Origin of the sequence: Peribacillus sp. NPDC097225 (genome assembly GCF_044761955.1) — a bacterium.
In the GTDB taxonomy this organism is placed as follows: Bacteria; Bacillota; Bacilli; order Bacillales; family DSM-1321; genus Peribacillus.
Genome location: NZ_JBIWDJ010000001.1, coordinates 1 through 15688 on the forward strand (window position 1 = coordinate 1; position 15688 = coordinate 15688).

A 15688-nucleotide genomic window follows, 5' to 3' on the forward strand; every position below is an offset into this window, starting at 1 on the left:
GTTTTCAGAAAGTCAGCATCCAACATATCTAAATCTGCCCCTGCACAGAATGTGCCCCCGCGTCCTCGTACGACTAGAGCTAATACCTCATCATCATTTTCTGCCTCTCCGATGGCATCCGCCATTTCGTTCAACATCTCCCAGTTGATGCAATTCTTTTTCTCTGGACGATTCAACCAAAGTGTCGCCACGTTATTTTCCTTTTGATATTCAATAAACTTATACATATTGCACTCTCCTCTATATAAATTTTTTTACTAACTATACAACTATAGAAGTCTATTAAAAGCTTATGAATTTCTTTTACACATTACTTACTTTTGGTACAATCCATCCTGCTGTCTTTACAGCTTGCAAGGCAAATCCGAGGGCCATTGCCAACCCACCGCCATACCCACGTTTATAAACATTTCCAGTATCCGCTCCAGCAACGAGAAGTCCTGGAATCGGCTTCCCTTCTGAATTCAGTGCTCTAGCCTGATCGTCAATTCGAAGACCAGCATGAGTAAATGTAATGGCTGGTTCCACAACAAGTGCATAATAGGGTGCCTTGTCCAACGGCCGAAGATCATAAGCACGTGAAGGGTTGATTTTTTCAGGGGATGAAACAACTTTTTCATTGTATTCTTTGATGCTTTGCACAACTGTCTTCCCATCAAATCCCCATTGAGCAGCAATGTCACTTAATTCTGTAATCTCCTTTACCTTTATCCCAAGTGCCCCATGTTGAAGAGCCACCTGCAACCTATCCTCCGCTTCAACGCCATGGACAAATGACTTTAAGACATGTTCCTGTTGGATATGTTCGTCCCAGACAAGCAATCCACGTGCATTTGGCTGAAACACCAACTCATTTGAACTGCGGAAATCCCCTTGACTCTCGTCGGTAAACCGGACTCCTTCCTCATTAAATAGGAGCGAATAGTCACTATGATATTGGGAGAGTCGGGTAAATAGTGATGGGTTATTAAGACAGGCTGGTGAACTTATCAAATGTCCATAAAAACCTGGGTTCTCACCAGCCCATGTTGATCCTGCCTGAAGTCCTAAGCGGATTCCATCACCAGTACTGTTAGGATTAGACCTCAGGGCAATACCTGCCGCGTTTGGGTGGATTTTTTCTGCCCTGAGAGCAGGATTTGCCTGAAAACCACCTGTAGCTATTAGAGTCCATTCTGCTTTTACCTCAATTAATTCGTTATCATCGAGAATCCGTGCTCCCTCTACCCTCCCTTCAGGACTTAAAATTAGCTCTTCAACAAATGCACCTAAGATAATTTGACCACCCGCCTTCCGAATCATTTTTGTACAATCCTGAAGATGCCCAGTTACATTCAACGCATAACCGAGTCCATGAAGAACAGGTGTCGGTCCCGACTGAAACATTCCGCGGCTGCGCATCCATTCTGTTCCTTCTGGAAAATTTTCCAACACAACACGAGCCAAATGTGGGTCTCCATCATCCCATCCTCTAAGTACCCGTTCATCAGGAACTGTCCAAAGGAATCCTGCATGTTGTCCAGAACCACCAATCTCTGACGCTTTTTCTACCACTAATACTTTTGCGCCTGCATCTGCCGCACGGCCGGCTGCAGAAAGTCCTGCCATGCCTGCTCCGATGACAATCAGATCATATTCAAGAAACATTTGTTCATCTGTCAAATTCACTAACCCCTTTCCTCTGTTTCTAGCGCATTACCAGCGGAACCCAGCAGTTAATCCCCCATCTAACGGAATGATGGTTCCTGTTGCGATTTCCCAACGCATTAAATCCACGACTGCCTGGGCAATGTCATTAGGCTTGCCACTTTTCCCAATTGGAACGTAGTCCCTTACATAATCTTGAGCATTCTCAACAGTCATGGAAGTGTTAACAAAACCTGGACAAATCGCAATCACTCTGATCCCTGCTGGCGCAAGATCCATTGCTGCCGCTTTTGTTAAAGCAATAAGCCCCCCTTTTGAAGCACAATAACTTGCTCGATTATTTAAGCCCATTAAACCCGCAATAGAAGCAATATTAATAATTAAACCCCCACGACCAGCAGCTTTCCATGCATTTCCGACTTCCCTAGTGAGATAAAATGGAGCCGTTAGGTTCACCCTCATCGTGGTTTCCCATTCCTCATCGGTAGCATCTAAAACGGTAGTTGGCCAGCGGACACCAGCATTATTCACTAGTAGTTCGATTTGAGATGAATCTAACTCACTTACCATTTGTTTAATAAATTGAGGATCTCCGATATCCCCTACTTTTTTAATTAAAGCATTCCTTGTGACCTTCTCATCAAGAAGATCCAAGCCTACTTTATCCACATCTGCGGCAACTACAGTGTACCCCTCTTCTATTAGCCGGATAGCTATCCCGTTCCCCATTCCCCGGGCAGCACCGGTAACAATAGCAATTTTTGTCACACTCCCACCCCCATTTGATGTTACTTTGTTCCAAAGTATCCCTCTTGTAAGACCTCACTTGCAGCTGTCATAGTGACAGAACCATGATATCGAATACTTCCACCTTCAAGTACAACCATGTTTTTTGCATTCCGCAGTGCATAGGTAGCCATCTGCTCAATGACGATTACCGTCAATGCCCGTTTATTTAGCTCAGAGATAATTTCATATATTCTCTCAATCATTTTAGGTGCCAATCCCAAAGATGGCTCATCCAAAATAATGGTATCGGGTCGGGCCATGATTGCCCGGGCAACCGCAACCATCTGTTGCTCGCCACCACTTAAAAGTCCAGTAGGTTTATTTAGATGGCGTTTCAGTTCTGGCAGAAACTCTAGTATATCCTCATAGCTTCTCATCATCTCGACTTTGGATTGACCGGAGCCATAGGCTCCAATAAGCAAGTTTTCTTTCACTGTCATCGAATTAAATAATCGGCGTCCTTCAGGAACCAGAACAACTCCAAGTCCGATGAATCCATCACCTGATTGTTTACCCTTATGTTGTTTCACAGTGACCGAACCAGACGTTGGGCGAAGCATTCCACCTAAGATGAGAGCAAGTGTAGATTTACCTGCACCATTTGGCCCTAGGATAGCTGTAAAACTACCCCTTTCAATTTCTAGGGAAATATCTTGAAGAGCAAGTACTCCGTCATACCGGTGTGTTACATTTTCAAGGCACAATTCCTTTGCTACTATATTAGTGATCATCGGTTAAGTCCTCCTTACCATCTTGTAGTACAGAACCAAGATAAGCTTCCAGCACTTTTGGATTGTTTTTAATTTCATCAGGGGTTCCTGTTGCAAGTACACTTCCAAAGTCCAGTACCACCATCTGATCGGCAATACTCAGTACCTCCTGTACCACATGGTCAATAATTAAAATCGAGACTCCAGCTTGTTTCATTACTTGTAGGATTAACCGTACCTCCTTGCGTTCATCTGCATCTAGTCCTGAAAATGGTTCATCCATCACAATGATTTGTGCACCAGTAGCCAAAGCTCGAACAATATCGGTAACCTTTTGGACACCAAAAGGTACCTCCGCTGGATAGGAATTTGCATATGGCCGTAATCGAAGCTGATCAATTAACTTTTCAGCAATCTTAAGTGGTTCTTTATTATTTCCTTTGCCATTTAGTACTTTATAGCTTTGTTGGGCTGCTAGAATAATATTTTCTTCGATAGTGAGTTCTGTAAATAGTTCAGCATGTTGAAAGGTACGGCCAAATCCATGCTGTACTCGCTGGTAAGGCGCTAACTGTGCTAAATTGATTTTTCCAAAGCGCAGGCCTTCAAAACTTGAAGGTTTAACATACCCACTCAAAACATTTAACAGAGTAGTTTTCCCTGCACCATTTGGGCCAATCAGACCTACTACACTCCCAGCTGGAACATCGAGACTAACATGATTTAGAGCACGAACACCTCCAAAAGATACGCTAAGATCTGAAACCGTCAAATTGGATGTTGCTGGGTTTAAGAATCCTTCCACTAATGAATGAAGATGTTCGCTTTCATGAAATTCTATTAGTGCATTTTCCGAAGTAGCAGCAACAAGTTCTTCTTTTTTCACAATCGTCTTACTTCTCTTTTTTAGGCGTTTTAAAATACCTGGTACAATTCCTTCCGGCAAAAATAACAATACAAGAATGGTTGCAAAACCAAATACATACCCAGAAATTCCCTGCACCTCTCGAGCTACTTCAGGTACTAGTACCAGAAACATTGCACCTAACATAGCACCGCCAATACTTCCCACCCCTCCAACTACTGTACAGAGCATAAGGTTTGTAGCAATTGCTATTGTAAAGGCTTCGGGACTGATATACATTGTGGAGTAAGCAAGAGACACTCCAGCTATAGAAGTAATGGCACCACTTAACCCAAAAGCTAACGCGTTTTCAAGAGAAGGTTTTAATCCAATCGACATGGATGCCATTCGCTGACTTTTTACAGCTAACCAACGGCGTCCAAGTGTTCCTTTAGTAATAATGGTAACTAGCAGGAAAACCAAGGTGAACAATACGGTTGTTAACACTACGTAATTATTAGCACTAATTGGATCCTCAGAAAATAACAAGCGAGCAGGACCAACCGTGATACCCTGATCCCCACCGGTTACTGAGTGCCATCGTCCGATTACCTCATTTGATACCAACCCAAGTGCCAAAGTTAAAATGGCCATGTAAAGGATGGAAAATCGTCCCGCGCTGAGACCAATTATCAACCCTATTATTAGCGTAATCACAAAACTAATCAGAATAATTAGTTCAACTGAGAAACCACGAACACTCAAATTCGCTGCTAGGTAAGCACCGATGGCTAAGAATGCCGTATGTCCAATGGACCAAATCCCAGAGTAATTCGCCAACATACTGATTGAAATAGTCCCAATTGCATATATGAGTGTAAGGTTGATCACGTAGCTAACATAAGAACCCACTAGACCCGCTGGCCCAAGAATAACTATTAAAGCTATCCCCACAATAACAATCAAACTAAGCTGAGTGTTTTTTTGTTTTCTATTTTGCCCTAGAGCGGAGATGTTATGGCTGTTCATACCCTAGCTCCCCCCTTAGCCCCCAGTATACCGCTCGGTCGAATAAATAGAATGGCGACGATTACGGCAAATACCATCGTGTCCCGAAAACTTGCTGAAACATAACTTCCAGCTAAATTATCCATAATCCCAATCATCATACCGCCAGCTGCTGCACCCATCATATTGTTCAGGCCACCCAAGAAAACTCCTGCAAAGGCCCGGAAAAGAACCATTGCCATCAAGGTAACACTAACGGAAGTCTCAGCGGCCATAATGAAAGCTGTTAACCCAGCTAAGCCACATCCTAAAAACCATGCAAGACTTGCTACTCGACTGCTTTTTATGCCTACCATTTTGGCAGCAAAGTGATCTTCAGCAGAAGCCCTCATTGCTAATCCTATACGCGTCCAGTTAAATAAGGTTGCAACGAGCAACATAGCAACTATTGCTAGACCAGTAGCCAATAGTTTTTGATAAGTAATTGCCACTCCTAAAAACGTAAAGCTACCATCTATAATTGGAGGGATTGCCCGGGGGGTAAACCCCCAAACAGTCCCAATTAACGCCTGAAGTACTAACCCAAACCCCATTGTTATGACCAATGCTGAAAACATGCTGCCGGGCCCGAGCGGGCGTATGATAAATCGTTCTACCCCGATTCCAATCATGCCAGCTACAATGAACGTAACAGGCAGTGCCAATATTACAGGAACTCCCAATGCCATCACGGATAAAGCAACGTAAACTCCAATAGTTGCTATATCTCCAATTGCAAAGTTTACAACATCTGTTGCCCTAAAAATGATAACTATCGAAAGGCCAAGTAGTGCGTAAAGAGATCCACTTACCAGTCCTGAAAAAATTACGGAGAGTAAATCATGCATCGTATTTCTTCACCCCTTTTCTAGTTTATCTACCAATCTGTCGCCGGATCGATAAAGCCCCCTACCGTTTTCCATTCTCCATTTTCAACCTTAACAGGCTGAATTTCTTTAACACCCAAATGATTGTCAGATGAAAAGGATACTGGAGGAAGAATATCTGTCTCATAATTTTCAATAGATTCCAAAGCACTAATTAACTTTTCACGTGTCGGTGCTCCATCGATTTTTTTCAGAGCCTCAACAAAGATTTTTGACTCAGCCCACGTAAATAGAGATTGGAAATCAGGTGTTGTAGCAGGAGCATGCTTTTTCAGAACCTCTCTATACTCCTTAACAGCAGGTGAATTAGTTGTAGGTGGCACAGTCCAAGACATAGCATGAAGTCCCTCTACGGCTCCTCCTCCTAACTCCAATGTATCTAGTGAAGCATTAGGTGAATATGTGTATAATGGAACTTCGAAATTTTGGTTATCCAACGCCTTTGCCAACGCAATTAATTCCTCAATCGGTTGAATCATAACAATAGCATCAGGTTTCCGGTTAATAACTTCGAGGGCAATTGGAGCATAGTCTGCCGTACCATATTTTACCGGCAATAGATCTACCGATAAACTCGATTCGACGGTTTTTACACCTGGTTCCACATTATTAGCCACTATTTCGTATACCGCCGGATCGTTATGAATAACAAGAATATTCTTAGCTCCTTCCTTAGCAGCCCATCTTCCAAGAGCACGAGCTTGATCTTCGTATGGAATCATCACCCCATAAAGATTTTCACGGGATGGATCATACCAGTTTTCTAGTCCTCCATAGACATTTAACAAAGGTACCTTTTTTTCATCTAATACGAATGAGAAAGTTGCTTCTGTTTGTGCAGTTCCAAAAGGAGCTACAATAGCGAAGACCTCGTCTCGTTCAATTAGTTTCCGGGCAGCAGCAACCGTTTGCTGTGGGTCCCGGCCACTATCTTCTGTGATGTATTCAATCTTCCTTCCGTTTACTCCTCCATCTTCATTGATCATTTCAAAATAAGCCTCAATCCCTTGGCGCTGGGTACTACCATAAACAGCTGCAGGTCCTGTCATCGGCAACCATGCCCCAATTTTGATGGATTCTTCTGTTATACCTAGCGTCTTCTCCGCATTTCCACCGCTACACCCAGCTATAAATAATAGCAGCATCGCAATCCCTAATAGCACCGTTTTCAATCGCCATACCCCCACTATTTTTAATAATGTAAATATTCAGAAATTATCTCCCAAAAGATATCTGTTATTTTCGGATAAAAGGTTGGAGGCTGGCTGTTCAGAATCTTTCGGTTGATCGCTAAAGGTCAAAATCACTTTGTTGCCATTTTCAAAGGACTATCCTTTACCATTCCTTATCAGGATCAATGAAATCCCCTACAGTATTCCATTCTCCATTTTCCACCATGACTGGCTGTAATTCTTTTACACCCATATGGTCACCTTCTGAGAAGGTTACTGGAGGAATAATACCGTTTTCAAAATTCTCCATCGATTTTAGTGACTGAACAAAAGATTCACGTGTAAGAGGCCCATCTACCTGGTTTATTGCCTCTACAAAGACTTTAGCGACTCCCCACATATATAGGGATTGAAAATCAGGATGTGCAGACGGTTCGTACTTTTTCAAAGCTTCCCTATATTCTTCCACCTCTGGAGTGTCGATGGTTGGCGGCACCGTATAAGACATCGCCCTTAGTCCTTCAATTGCTTTGCCACCAAGTTCTAACGTATCATTTGATACATTAGGTGCATAGGTGTAAATAGGAACATCTAGATTCTGACGATTCAATGCCTTTGAAAAAGCAATGAGTTCCTCTACCGCTAAAATAGCGACAACAGCATCGGGCTTTTTGTTTGCTATCTCGAGTCCAATCGGAGCGTAGTCAGAAGTCCCAAACTTTACCGGGAGCAGATTAACAGATGCTTCCTTGGAAATTGTATTGACTCCTGGCTCAGCAGCTTTAGCTACATTAATAAACGCTGCGGGGTCACTGTGAACGACAACGATATTCTTCGCCCCTTCCTTAGCTGCCCAGTGGCCTAAAGCTTGTGCCTGGTTTTCATATACCACCTGAACCCCAAAAAGATTTGGTTTAACAGGATTCCACCAATCGTTCGCTCCACCCTGTCCCGGCAGGAAAGGTACTTTCGCCTGATCTAGCAAATAGGGAAATGTTGCCGCGCTCTGTGCCGTGCCGTTGGAGCCCACGACTGCAAAAACTTTATCCCGCTCCACAAGTTTACGAGCGGCAGCCACAGTTTTCTGTGGGTCGAAAGCATTATCTTCCACTATCCACTCAATCTTCTTTCCATTTACACCACCATTATCATTGATCATCTCGAAGTAAGCGTTCATCCCAGTTTGCTGAAGTATTCCATGTGCAGCAACACCACCTGTAAGAGGGAGCCAAGCACCAATTTTGATAGAAGTATCCGTGACCCCTGTTGCTTTTTCTCCTTGAGATGTAGTTACATCCGTTCCATTACTACAAGCAGCTAACAAAGAAGTGATTATAATTAAACCTAAGGCTAGTCTTTTCAAATCCCATTCAACTCCTTTTGAAGAGCGTCCATTCTAATTAACATTGAGATACTCAGAATTATAAGCATGGCCCCTTATAGGAAGCGCTTACATTAACTATTTAGCTCATAAATCCGCTATACAAATAATATAAGAGGATTTATGATAGTCTATTAAAAAAGTACCTTATCTTTATTTACTTAGAAATTCCAAATTTCACAAATTCCATAAGCTCATCTAATAATTTGTCGTCAACTTCTTTTCCATCCCACAAAACCCATTTCATACCAATATAATTCATAATGCCCATAAAAGAATAGACAATTATTTCTGGGTTTAGTTTTCGAATATCCCCTATTTCCATTGATTCCTCAATCCGCTTGATATAAGGTTCAGCGAAAACCTCCATTATTTTCCGATGAAGCTCTTTATCGACAAATTCAGCTTGTGGAAATAAGCTATACCAGTAGGGTCTTTCTTTTAAAAAATCTAACATTGCCTTAAAACCTTCTCTTTCCATCTCAATCCTATTGTCTATCCCTGCTGTTTTTTTTCGTAGGACTTTTGTTAACTCACTTTGCATTTCCCAAAGTAGTGATTCAAATATTTGGTACTTAGATTCAAAATAAGTATAAAAATTACCTAATGAAACTCCTGCCCTTTGGGTAATCTCTGTTACACTGCTCTCGTGATATCCATTCTTCCCAAAAACATATTCTGCCGATCGTAAAAGCTTATTTCTAGTTTGAATTCCTCTGTTAGTTTTTGGAATAAGGTTCTGATTCTCTTGGGGCATTGCAATTCCTCCTTAGTACATATAAAGTGAATCATGTTTCAATTATCATTATAACCGATTGTTTTGGTCAAGCTAATACTGTTAGAGGAATTTATCAGTATTATATTTCCTTGTATGTTTTATTTTAGTGAAAACTGATTCAGTATTTAAATTAACTTTATAATAATTTAACATTTTTGTCAATATTTTGAAAATTTAAATTATATACATCCGATAATTCTCAGATTCCCCCATCCACTCCGATTAATTTTTACGGGAATATTGACTTGCACCTTGGCCACCATCAATTGGAATCGTAACACCATTAATGAACTCTGCTTCTCCAGAAAGGAGGAATGCAACAAGGAGTGCCACTTCTTTCGGCCTCCCTAACCGTTTAGCTGGAATTCCATCTGCATGTTGAGCAGCTGCAACTTCCCAATTTTCCGGATTAATATTTTTAAAATTATTGATCAACATATTCGTTGCAATTGGACCTGGTGCTATTCCATTGACACTAATGCCGAATTCAGCATATTCGATTGCAGCTGCTTTTGTTAGACCTACCACTCCATGTTTTGATGCTACGTACCCTGGCTTATGGTAAAGTCCCCGAAGGCCTGCAACCGACGCAGTATTCACCACAAATCCTTCTTTCTGCTTTTTCATCACAGCAAGAACATGCTTTAGACCATAGAACACGCCAGATAAGTTAATATCAATTAGCTTGGAAAACAGATCGCTATCATACTCCTCGAATGGCGCACTTGTGTCGACAATCCCTGCATTATTAAAGAAACCATCAATTCTCTCAAAACGACGAATAGTATGATCAACGTATTTCTTCACTAACTCTTCATCGGAAACATCTGCTGTTAAAAGGAGTACCGGGGATTGCTGCGTCTTTTCGGTAATGAGGCTTCTTGTTTCCTCAAGTGCCTCGATGTTTTTGTCAACAAGGGAAAGCATAGCCCCTTCAGATGCTAAATGAATGGCTGTTGCACGGCCTAAGCCAGACCCTGCACCCGTAATTAACACTACCTTTTTTTCAAAACGTTTATACATCTTAGCCTTCCTTTCTAATTTCTTAAACAGAAGAATATTCTGTTGGTCAAAAGACCTTCTTATTCATAAAAGAGTGAACTAGTCACTACTCAGAGGTTACCCCTCCATCAATACTTATCGTTTGACCTGTCATGAAGTTGGAAGCATTGGATGCTAGGAATACTGACATCATGGCAATATCTGAGGGCTGACCTAGCCTTCTAAGTGGAATCAAATTCAGCATCTTCTTTAAGAGTCTTTCATCTGCTATTTCTCCTGTATTGATATCCGTACTGATGAGCCCTGGTGCAATTCCGTTTACTAATATTCCATGACGAGCCCATTCTGAAGCAAGCGACTTTGTCAGCTGAATGACCGCCGCCTTGCTGGCCCCATACGGAGCAATCCGTTTAAAAGTTTTGATTCCCCCAATGGAAGATATATTAATGATTTTCCCGCTCCCTTGTTCTATCATGATTTTTGCTGCTTCCTGACAGGCAAAGAATAAGCCCTTAATATTAATATTAAACATCGCATCCCAATCTTCGCTTGTAACTTCAATGGAAGGTTTGGTAATACTGATACCTGCGTTATTTACTAATATATCTAGCCTTCCAAATGTATCCGCTACCATTTGGAACATATTTTGAATTTCGTCTAAATTCGCTATATCGCAGCCAATGGCCAGTGCTTGCCCTCCCTCCCGGATCACATCTTCTGCCACTTCGTTACAATGTTGAATGTTTCGGCTCGCAATGACAACGATTGCCCCTTGGTTTGAAAACGCTTTCACTATTTGCTTTCCAATCCCCCTACTCCCTCCTGTAATAAGGGCCACTTTTTCATTCAAATCAAAGAGAGAGTCCAATCTCTTTACCTCCTTAAAAAATAGCAGTTTTCCCTTTTTGATAAAACTCTTATGGGATTGCCACCACTGAGATGGATGTGACTATCTATCCAGCAATGTACTTATTAAAATTTCTTTGTCTCGATAATTTCATTGGCATATTGCATCAAACTATATATAGACTGATCCAATGTTGCAAACCGTTTGTCCTTTGTCTGGCCAAGAGACCATCTATAATAAATTTGCTGCATCACAACCGCAATTTTAAAATAAGTAAACGCCATATAGAAATGCAGTGGAGGGATATCTTGCCCGGTCTTTAAAGAGTATCGGTGTATATATTCATCGCGAGTGATAAATCCAGGTGAGGTCGTCAAGGATGGTAAACTCTGTTTAACAGATTCCCAATCATTCGTTTGGGTCCAATAACCCAAGGCGGCAGCTAAGTCGAATAAAGGATCAGCAATCGCAGCCAATTCCCAATCAAAAACTCCAACTACTTCCCCGACATTTTGTTTGGAGAACATCATATTATTTAGTTTATAATCATTGTGAATAACTGTTGCTCCTAGTGAATGAGGAATGTTCTCAGTGAACCATTTTCCTATTTTATCAAAATAGGGTATATCATGCGTTTTACTTCGCTCAAACCGAGTTAACCAATTGTTAACTTGTCTCTCAACAAAGCCTTCAGGGCGTCCAAAGTTTTCTAATCCTATAGCCTTGTAATCGATTTGGTGAAGCTGTGCCAGCGTATCAACCGCCGCATAGGAAATTTGTTTGGATTTTTCGTCTGTAGCTGTAAAATCTGTCGGGAATTTCGCATCGAATACATAACCCTCTTTCCGTTCCATAATATAAAATGGGACTCCTATTATCGACTCTTCTTCACATAAAAGGTAGGTTTTTGGTACATAAGGGAAAGCTGGATATAATTTCTCTAATAAAGAGAACTCCCGTTTCATGTCGTGTGCTTTAGGAGGAAGAGGTCCTAAAGGGGGACGCCGCATAACAACTTCTGCCTCCCCACATCGAATTAAATAAGTTAAATTGGAATACCCGGCTGAAAATTGAGTCACTTCAAGCGGTTCATTTGGCCACCAATTTAAATGTTTAAGCATATAGGAGTGAAAAGCTTCCCGATTAAAATCTTCCCCTTCACGAACGACTGATATCACATCGCTTTCATGGGATTTCATCTTATTACCGCCTTTCCGCCAATTCACTAGTTTATTTCCATTACTTGAAAACGTTTATGATAGGTGCACCTTACGACTTTATTAATCATTCTAATGATTTAAAGTATACTTAGTCTCTTTTTGATTAAACTGTTTTAATTCTTGTTTTGCCACAGCTTCCCTGTGTACCTCATTGGGTCCATCCGCCAGTCGAACAATACGTGCATATGCCCAGTTTCTAGCAAGAGAAAAGTCTTGGCTAACTCCGCCTCCTCCGTGAACCTGAATGGCTCGGTCGATTATTTTCGTTGTCACTTCTGGTGCAATGATCTTTATCATCGCTATTTCTTTCTTCGCTTCTTTATTCCCTAATTTATCCATCATATATGCTGTTTTTAGAGTTAGTAGACGTGCTTGGTCAAGTTCAATCCTTGAATCCGCTATCCATTGCCGGATAACCCCTTTATCGGAGATAGCGCTTCCAAAAGCGACCCGAGTTTGTGCTCTCTCAATCATTGATTCCAATGCTCTTTCTGCCAAACCAATTAGGCGCATACAATGGTGAATTCGACCAGGCCCAAGTCTTCCCTGAGCAATCGCAAAACCTTTTCCTTCTCCCAATATCATATTTGAAGCAGGTACCCTTACATTTTCAAATAATACTTCTCCATGCCCATGAGGTGCATCGTCGTATCCATACACGTTGAGGCTTCGAAGAACTTTTACTCCTGGAGTATCAATCGGGACCAAAATCATGGATTGTTGCTCATAGGTTGGGGCATTGGGGTTGGATTTCCCCATAAAAATAAGAATTTTACAGCGTGGATCCGGGGCGCCCGATGTCCACCATTTGCGCCCATTAATAACGTAATGGTCTCCATCTCTTTCAATACTTGATTCAACGTTTCTCGCATCAGAAGAGGCCACTGCAGGTTCTGTCATCGCAAAGGCAGATCTGATTTTCCCCTCCAATAAAGGAATCAGCCAATCCTTTTTCTGTTGCTCCGTACCGTATCGTACCAACACTTCCATATTCCCTGTGTCAGGTGCACTACAATTAAAAGCTTCCGGACCAATGAAGGGAGAGCGGCCCATTATTTCACATAAAGGAGCAAACTCCGAATTAGTTAGTCCTGCTCCGTACTCACTTTCTGGAAGAAATAGATTCCATAGGCCCTTTTCCTTTGCTTTAATTTTCATTTCCTCAATGATTGGAGGGATTTCCCACCTCGATGTGCCTTCATTTAACTGTTGCTCATATACGGTCTCATTTGGATAAACATATTGTTCCATAAACTCCGTTACCTGATGTTGCAGATCCTTTACTTTATCTGAGAACTCGAAATTCATCCTAATACATCTCCCTTATTATTAAGATATTTACCTCCTAAACTGCCTTTCTTTCCTGTTAAATTGATACATTTATTAACTTTTTATCAATTAAATCTTACGGGCAATTCGATGACCCTCTAATATTGCATGACTTATCCGCCGAGGTGAGATGGCATCGCCAACTAAGTGAGCCGGAATAGCTACATCCCTAAGTTGCTTGGCAAGAGTGTTTTCTTGACGTCTTCCCGCATCTATGACAAGTAAGTTTGATTCTATGAGTGTTTCTTCCCCACTTAAAACATTACGAACTTTAATATTATTTCCATTAGCTTCTGCGATTTGGTGTAAAATCATAAATTGTACCCCAGCTGTACTCAGTCGATTAAGAAGCAGTTGAATGCTTTCATGCGGAATGCTTGCTCCAATTGTTCGTGACGGTGTCACATATATCACCTTATAACCCTTCGCAGCAAGACATCCTGCCGTACTTAATGATGGCCAAAATCCTGTCCCATCATCTACGACAACCGCAGTTTCACCTACGCCTTTTGACAAATCGTCAGACTTTAGCACATCATAAACCGTCAATACCTTACCTTTAATAGAATCATGAACCTTAGGTTGTTCTGGCACCGCTCCAGTTGCGAGGATAACCGTATCAAAACTGTTTAAGTCATTAACATCTACGGCTTGATTTAAATTTACAGTAACCTCAAGTCTTCGAACCTCTGATTCTAAGTAATGAATGACGTCGATCAGCTCCCGGCGGTTTGGTTCCCTTGCTGCTATTCTCACCTGTCCGCCTAAGGTCGCTTCTTTTTCAAATAGTTCGACTGAATGCCCTCGTAAAGCTGCTACCCTTGCTGCTTCTAAACCCGCTGGCCCTCCTCCGACAACGGCAACCTTTTTTATGTTATTGCTCTTAGGTATTATTCTATCTAACTCATTTTCGCGGCCTGTAGTCGGATTAACAGCACAATATAAAAACGGATCAAATGATCGGCAATCCTGGTTACAGCCGATACAAGGAATAATTTCATAACTGCGACCTGTTTCTGCTTTGAGTGGCCACTCTGGATCGGCAATGAGGGCTCGGGTAATCCCGACTAAATCTGCTGCTCCTTCTGCCAAAATCTTCTCTGCCATATTTGGGTCTTTAATACGTTGACTAACAAGAATGGGTATATTAGTAGCTGAGCGAATTTCCCTTGCTGCGTCTACCGTGACTCCTTGAGGAATGGTCAAATCCTTTACATATCCTCCTCTAATCCCCTTCGTAATGTTCAAATAATCGACAGGACTAATTCCAGACAGCACTTTGACAATTTGAAGTGTGTCAGCTAACTGCATGCCGCCGCTTACCTCTTCCTCCGCACTCAACCGAACACCTATAACAAAATCACTTCCCGTTTCCTTGCGAATGGCTTCCAGTAATTGAAGTAAGAACCGCATTCTTCCTTTTAGGGAGCCGCCATATTCGTCATTACGTTTATTGGTTCCAGATGAAAGAAATTGAGCGACCAAATAGCCATGCGCAGCATGAATTTCAACCCCGTCATACCCAGCCTTTTTTAAATTTAATGCCGATAGTACAAAGGCATCGATGATCTCGTTAATTTCTATATGTGTTAGCTCAATCGGCCGGTAAAGAGCACGAGGTGATTGAATGGCAGATGGTGCTCTTAAAGGATAATCGGATTCTCCTCCAATCATCTCTCTGCCTAAGTGAACCAATTGACCAATCACCTTAGCTCCGTTGGCATGAATCGCCTCAGCCCTGCGTCGAAACATCGGAACAGCTTCTTCCAAATATGCCTCATTTAGCATTCGTCTCCGAAGTCGAGAACTTGGATGAACAATGGTTCCTCCCGTAATTAGGAGTCCTGCACCGCCTCGTGCTCGTTCCTCCCAATACTTGATGTCCTCTTCCATCGGAACACCGTCTGTAATCATTGCTGTACCATGAGCAGTCCCAACAATTCTATTCCTCAAGGTAATACGTCCAAGAGTAAAAGGAGAAAATAAATGTTGGTGCTTCGTCATCGTTTAACATCCTCTCAAAAAATTAGGAATT

Annotated in this window: 14 protein-coding genes; all 14 read right to left on the reverse strand. The window is 41.8% G+C overall.

Annotated elements, in window-relative coordinates; all coding sequences use genetic code 11:
• The coding region (locus ACIQXH_RS00005) for an enoyl-CoA hydratase/isomerase family protein (RefSeq protein WP_403121766.1) at window positions 1-227 on the reverse strand (227 nt) is incomplete at its 3' end.
• Window positions 228-303: 76 nt separating this feature from the next.
• Window positions 304-1662, reverse strand: a complete 1359-nt coding sequence (locus tag ACIQXH_RS00010; protein ID WP_403121769.1) for an FAD-dependent oxidoreductase — start codon at window positions 1660-1662, stop codon at window positions 304-306.
• A gap of 33 nt (window positions 1663-1695) precedes the next feature.
• Window positions 1696-2415 carry an SDR family NAD(P)-dependent oxidoreductase gene (locus ACIQXH_RS00015; RefSeq protein WP_402868810.1) on the reverse strand — a complete coding sequence of 240 codons (720 nt, stop codon included), beginning with the start codon at window positions 2413-2415 and terminating at the stop codon, window positions 1696-1698.
• 20 nt (window positions 2416-2435) lie between these two features.
• Entirely contained in the window at window positions 2436-3167 is a 732-nt protein-coding gene (locus ACIQXH_RS00020; RefSeq protein WP_402868813.1) for an ABC transporter ATP-binding protein, read from the reverse strand.
• The gene (locus ACIQXH_RS00025; protein ID WP_403121771.1) at window positions 3157-5019 is read right to left on the reverse strand and encodes a branched-chain amino acid ABC transporter ATP-binding protein/permease; all 1863 of its coding nucleotides are present in this window, start codon (window positions 5017-5019) and stop codon (window positions 3157-3159) included. The genes ACIQXH_RS00020 and ACIQXH_RS00025 overlap by 11 nt, the downstream gene beginning before the upstream one ends.
• Window positions 5016-5885: a branched-chain amino acid ABC transporter permease gene (locus ACIQXH_RS00030; protein ID WP_402868818.1), complete on the reverse strand. Its 870-nt coding sequence runs from the start codon at window positions 5883-5885 to the stop codon at window positions 5016-5018. Before ACIQXH_RS00030 ends, ACIQXH_RS00025 begins: the two co-directional genes overlap by 4 nt.
• Window positions 5886-5914: 29 nt before the next feature.
• On the reverse strand, window positions 5915-7087 hold the full coding sequence (locus ACIQXH_RS00035) for an ABC transporter substrate-binding protein (protein WP_402869857.1): 1173 nt from the start codon (window positions 7085-7087) through the stop codon (window positions 5915-5917).
• Window positions 7088-7259: 172 nt separating this feature from the next.
• The gene (locus ACIQXH_RS00040; RefSeq protein ID WP_403121773.1) at window positions 7260-8459 is read right to left on the reverse strand and encodes an ABC transporter substrate-binding protein; all 1200 of its coding nucleotides are present in this window, start codon (window positions 8457-8459) and stop codon (window positions 7260-7262) included.
• A gap of 175 nt (window positions 8460-8634) precedes the next feature.
• Entirely contained in the window at window positions 8635-9234 is a 600-nt protein-coding gene (locus ACIQXH_RS00045) for a TetR/AcrR family transcriptional regulator (protein ID WP_402868821.1), read from the reverse strand.
• Window positions 9235-9477: 243 nt separating this feature from the next.
• Window positions 9478-10278 (reverse strand): SDR family oxidoreductase, encoded by an 801-nt coding sequence (locus ACIQXH_RS00050; protein ID WP_403121775.1) that lies wholly within the window; start codon window positions 10276-10278, stop codon window positions 9478-9480.
• A gap of 85 nt (window positions 10279-10363) precedes the next feature.
• Window positions 10364-11125 carry an SDR family NAD(P)-dependent oxidoreductase gene (locus ACIQXH_RS00055; RefSeq protein WP_402956949.1) on the reverse strand — a complete coding sequence of 254 codons (762 nt, stop codon included), beginning with the start codon at window positions 11123-11125 and terminating at the stop codon, window positions 10364-10366.
• Window positions 11126-11229: 104 nt separating this feature from the next.
• Window positions 11230-12303 carry a phosphotransferase family protein gene (locus ACIQXH_RS00060; RefSeq protein WP_402868826.1) on the reverse strand — a complete coding sequence of 358 codons (1074 nt, stop codon included), beginning with the start codon at window positions 12301-12303 and terminating at the stop codon, window positions 11230-11232.
• Between the two features lie 90 nt (window positions 12304-12393).
• Window positions 12394-13632, reverse strand: coding sequence for an acyl-CoA dehydrogenase family protein (locus ACIQXH_RS00065; protein WP_402868828.1), 1239 nt, complete (start codon window positions 13630-13632; stop codon window positions 12394-12396).
• A gap of 90 nt (window positions 13633-13722) precedes the next feature.
• Window positions 13723-15657, reverse strand: coding sequence for an oxidoreductase (locus ACIQXH_RS00070; protein ID WP_402868830.1), 1935 nt, complete (start codon window positions 15655-15657; stop codon window positions 13723-13725).
• Between the last annotated feature and the right edge of the window lie 31 nt (window positions 15658-15688).

What these genes read in the sequence shown, in the direction of transcription:
- ACIQXH_RS00025 (WP_403121771.1), bottom strand. Translation starts at nt 5,019, where the DNA reads ATGAACAGCCATAACATCTCCGCTCTAGGGCAAAATAGAAAACAAAAA.
- ACIQXH_RS00070 (WP_402868830.1), bottom strand. Translation starts at nt 15,657, where the DNA reads ATGACGAAGCACCAACATTTATTTTCTCCTTTTACTCTTGGACGTATT.
- ACIQXH_RS00060 (WP_402868826.1), bottom strand. Translation starts at nt 12,303, where the DNA reads ATGAAATCCCATGAAAGCGATGTGATATCAGTCGTTCGTGAAGGGGAA.
- ACIQXH_RS00020 (WP_402868813.1), bottom strand. Translation starts at nt 3,167, where the DNA reads ATGATCACTAATATAGTAGCAAAGGAATTGTGCCTTGAAAATGTAACA.
- ACIQXH_RS00050 (WP_403121775.1), bottom strand. Translation starts at nt 10,278, where the DNA reads ATGTATAAACGTTTTGAAAAAAAGGTAGTGTTAATTACGGGTGCAGGG.
- ACIQXH_RS00045 (WP_402868821.1), bottom strand. Translation starts at nt 9,234, where the DNA reads ATGCCCCAAGAGAATCAGAACCTTATTCCAAAAACTAACAGAGGAATT.
- ACIQXH_RS00065 (WP_402868828.1), bottom strand. Translation starts at nt 13,632, where the DNA reads ATGAATTTCGAGTTCTCAGATAAAGTAAAGGATCTGCAACATCAGGTA.
- ACIQXH_RS00030 (WP_402868818.1), bottom strand. Translation starts at nt 5,885, where the DNA reads ATGCATGATTTACTCTCCGTAATTTTTTCAGGACTGGTAAGTGGATCT.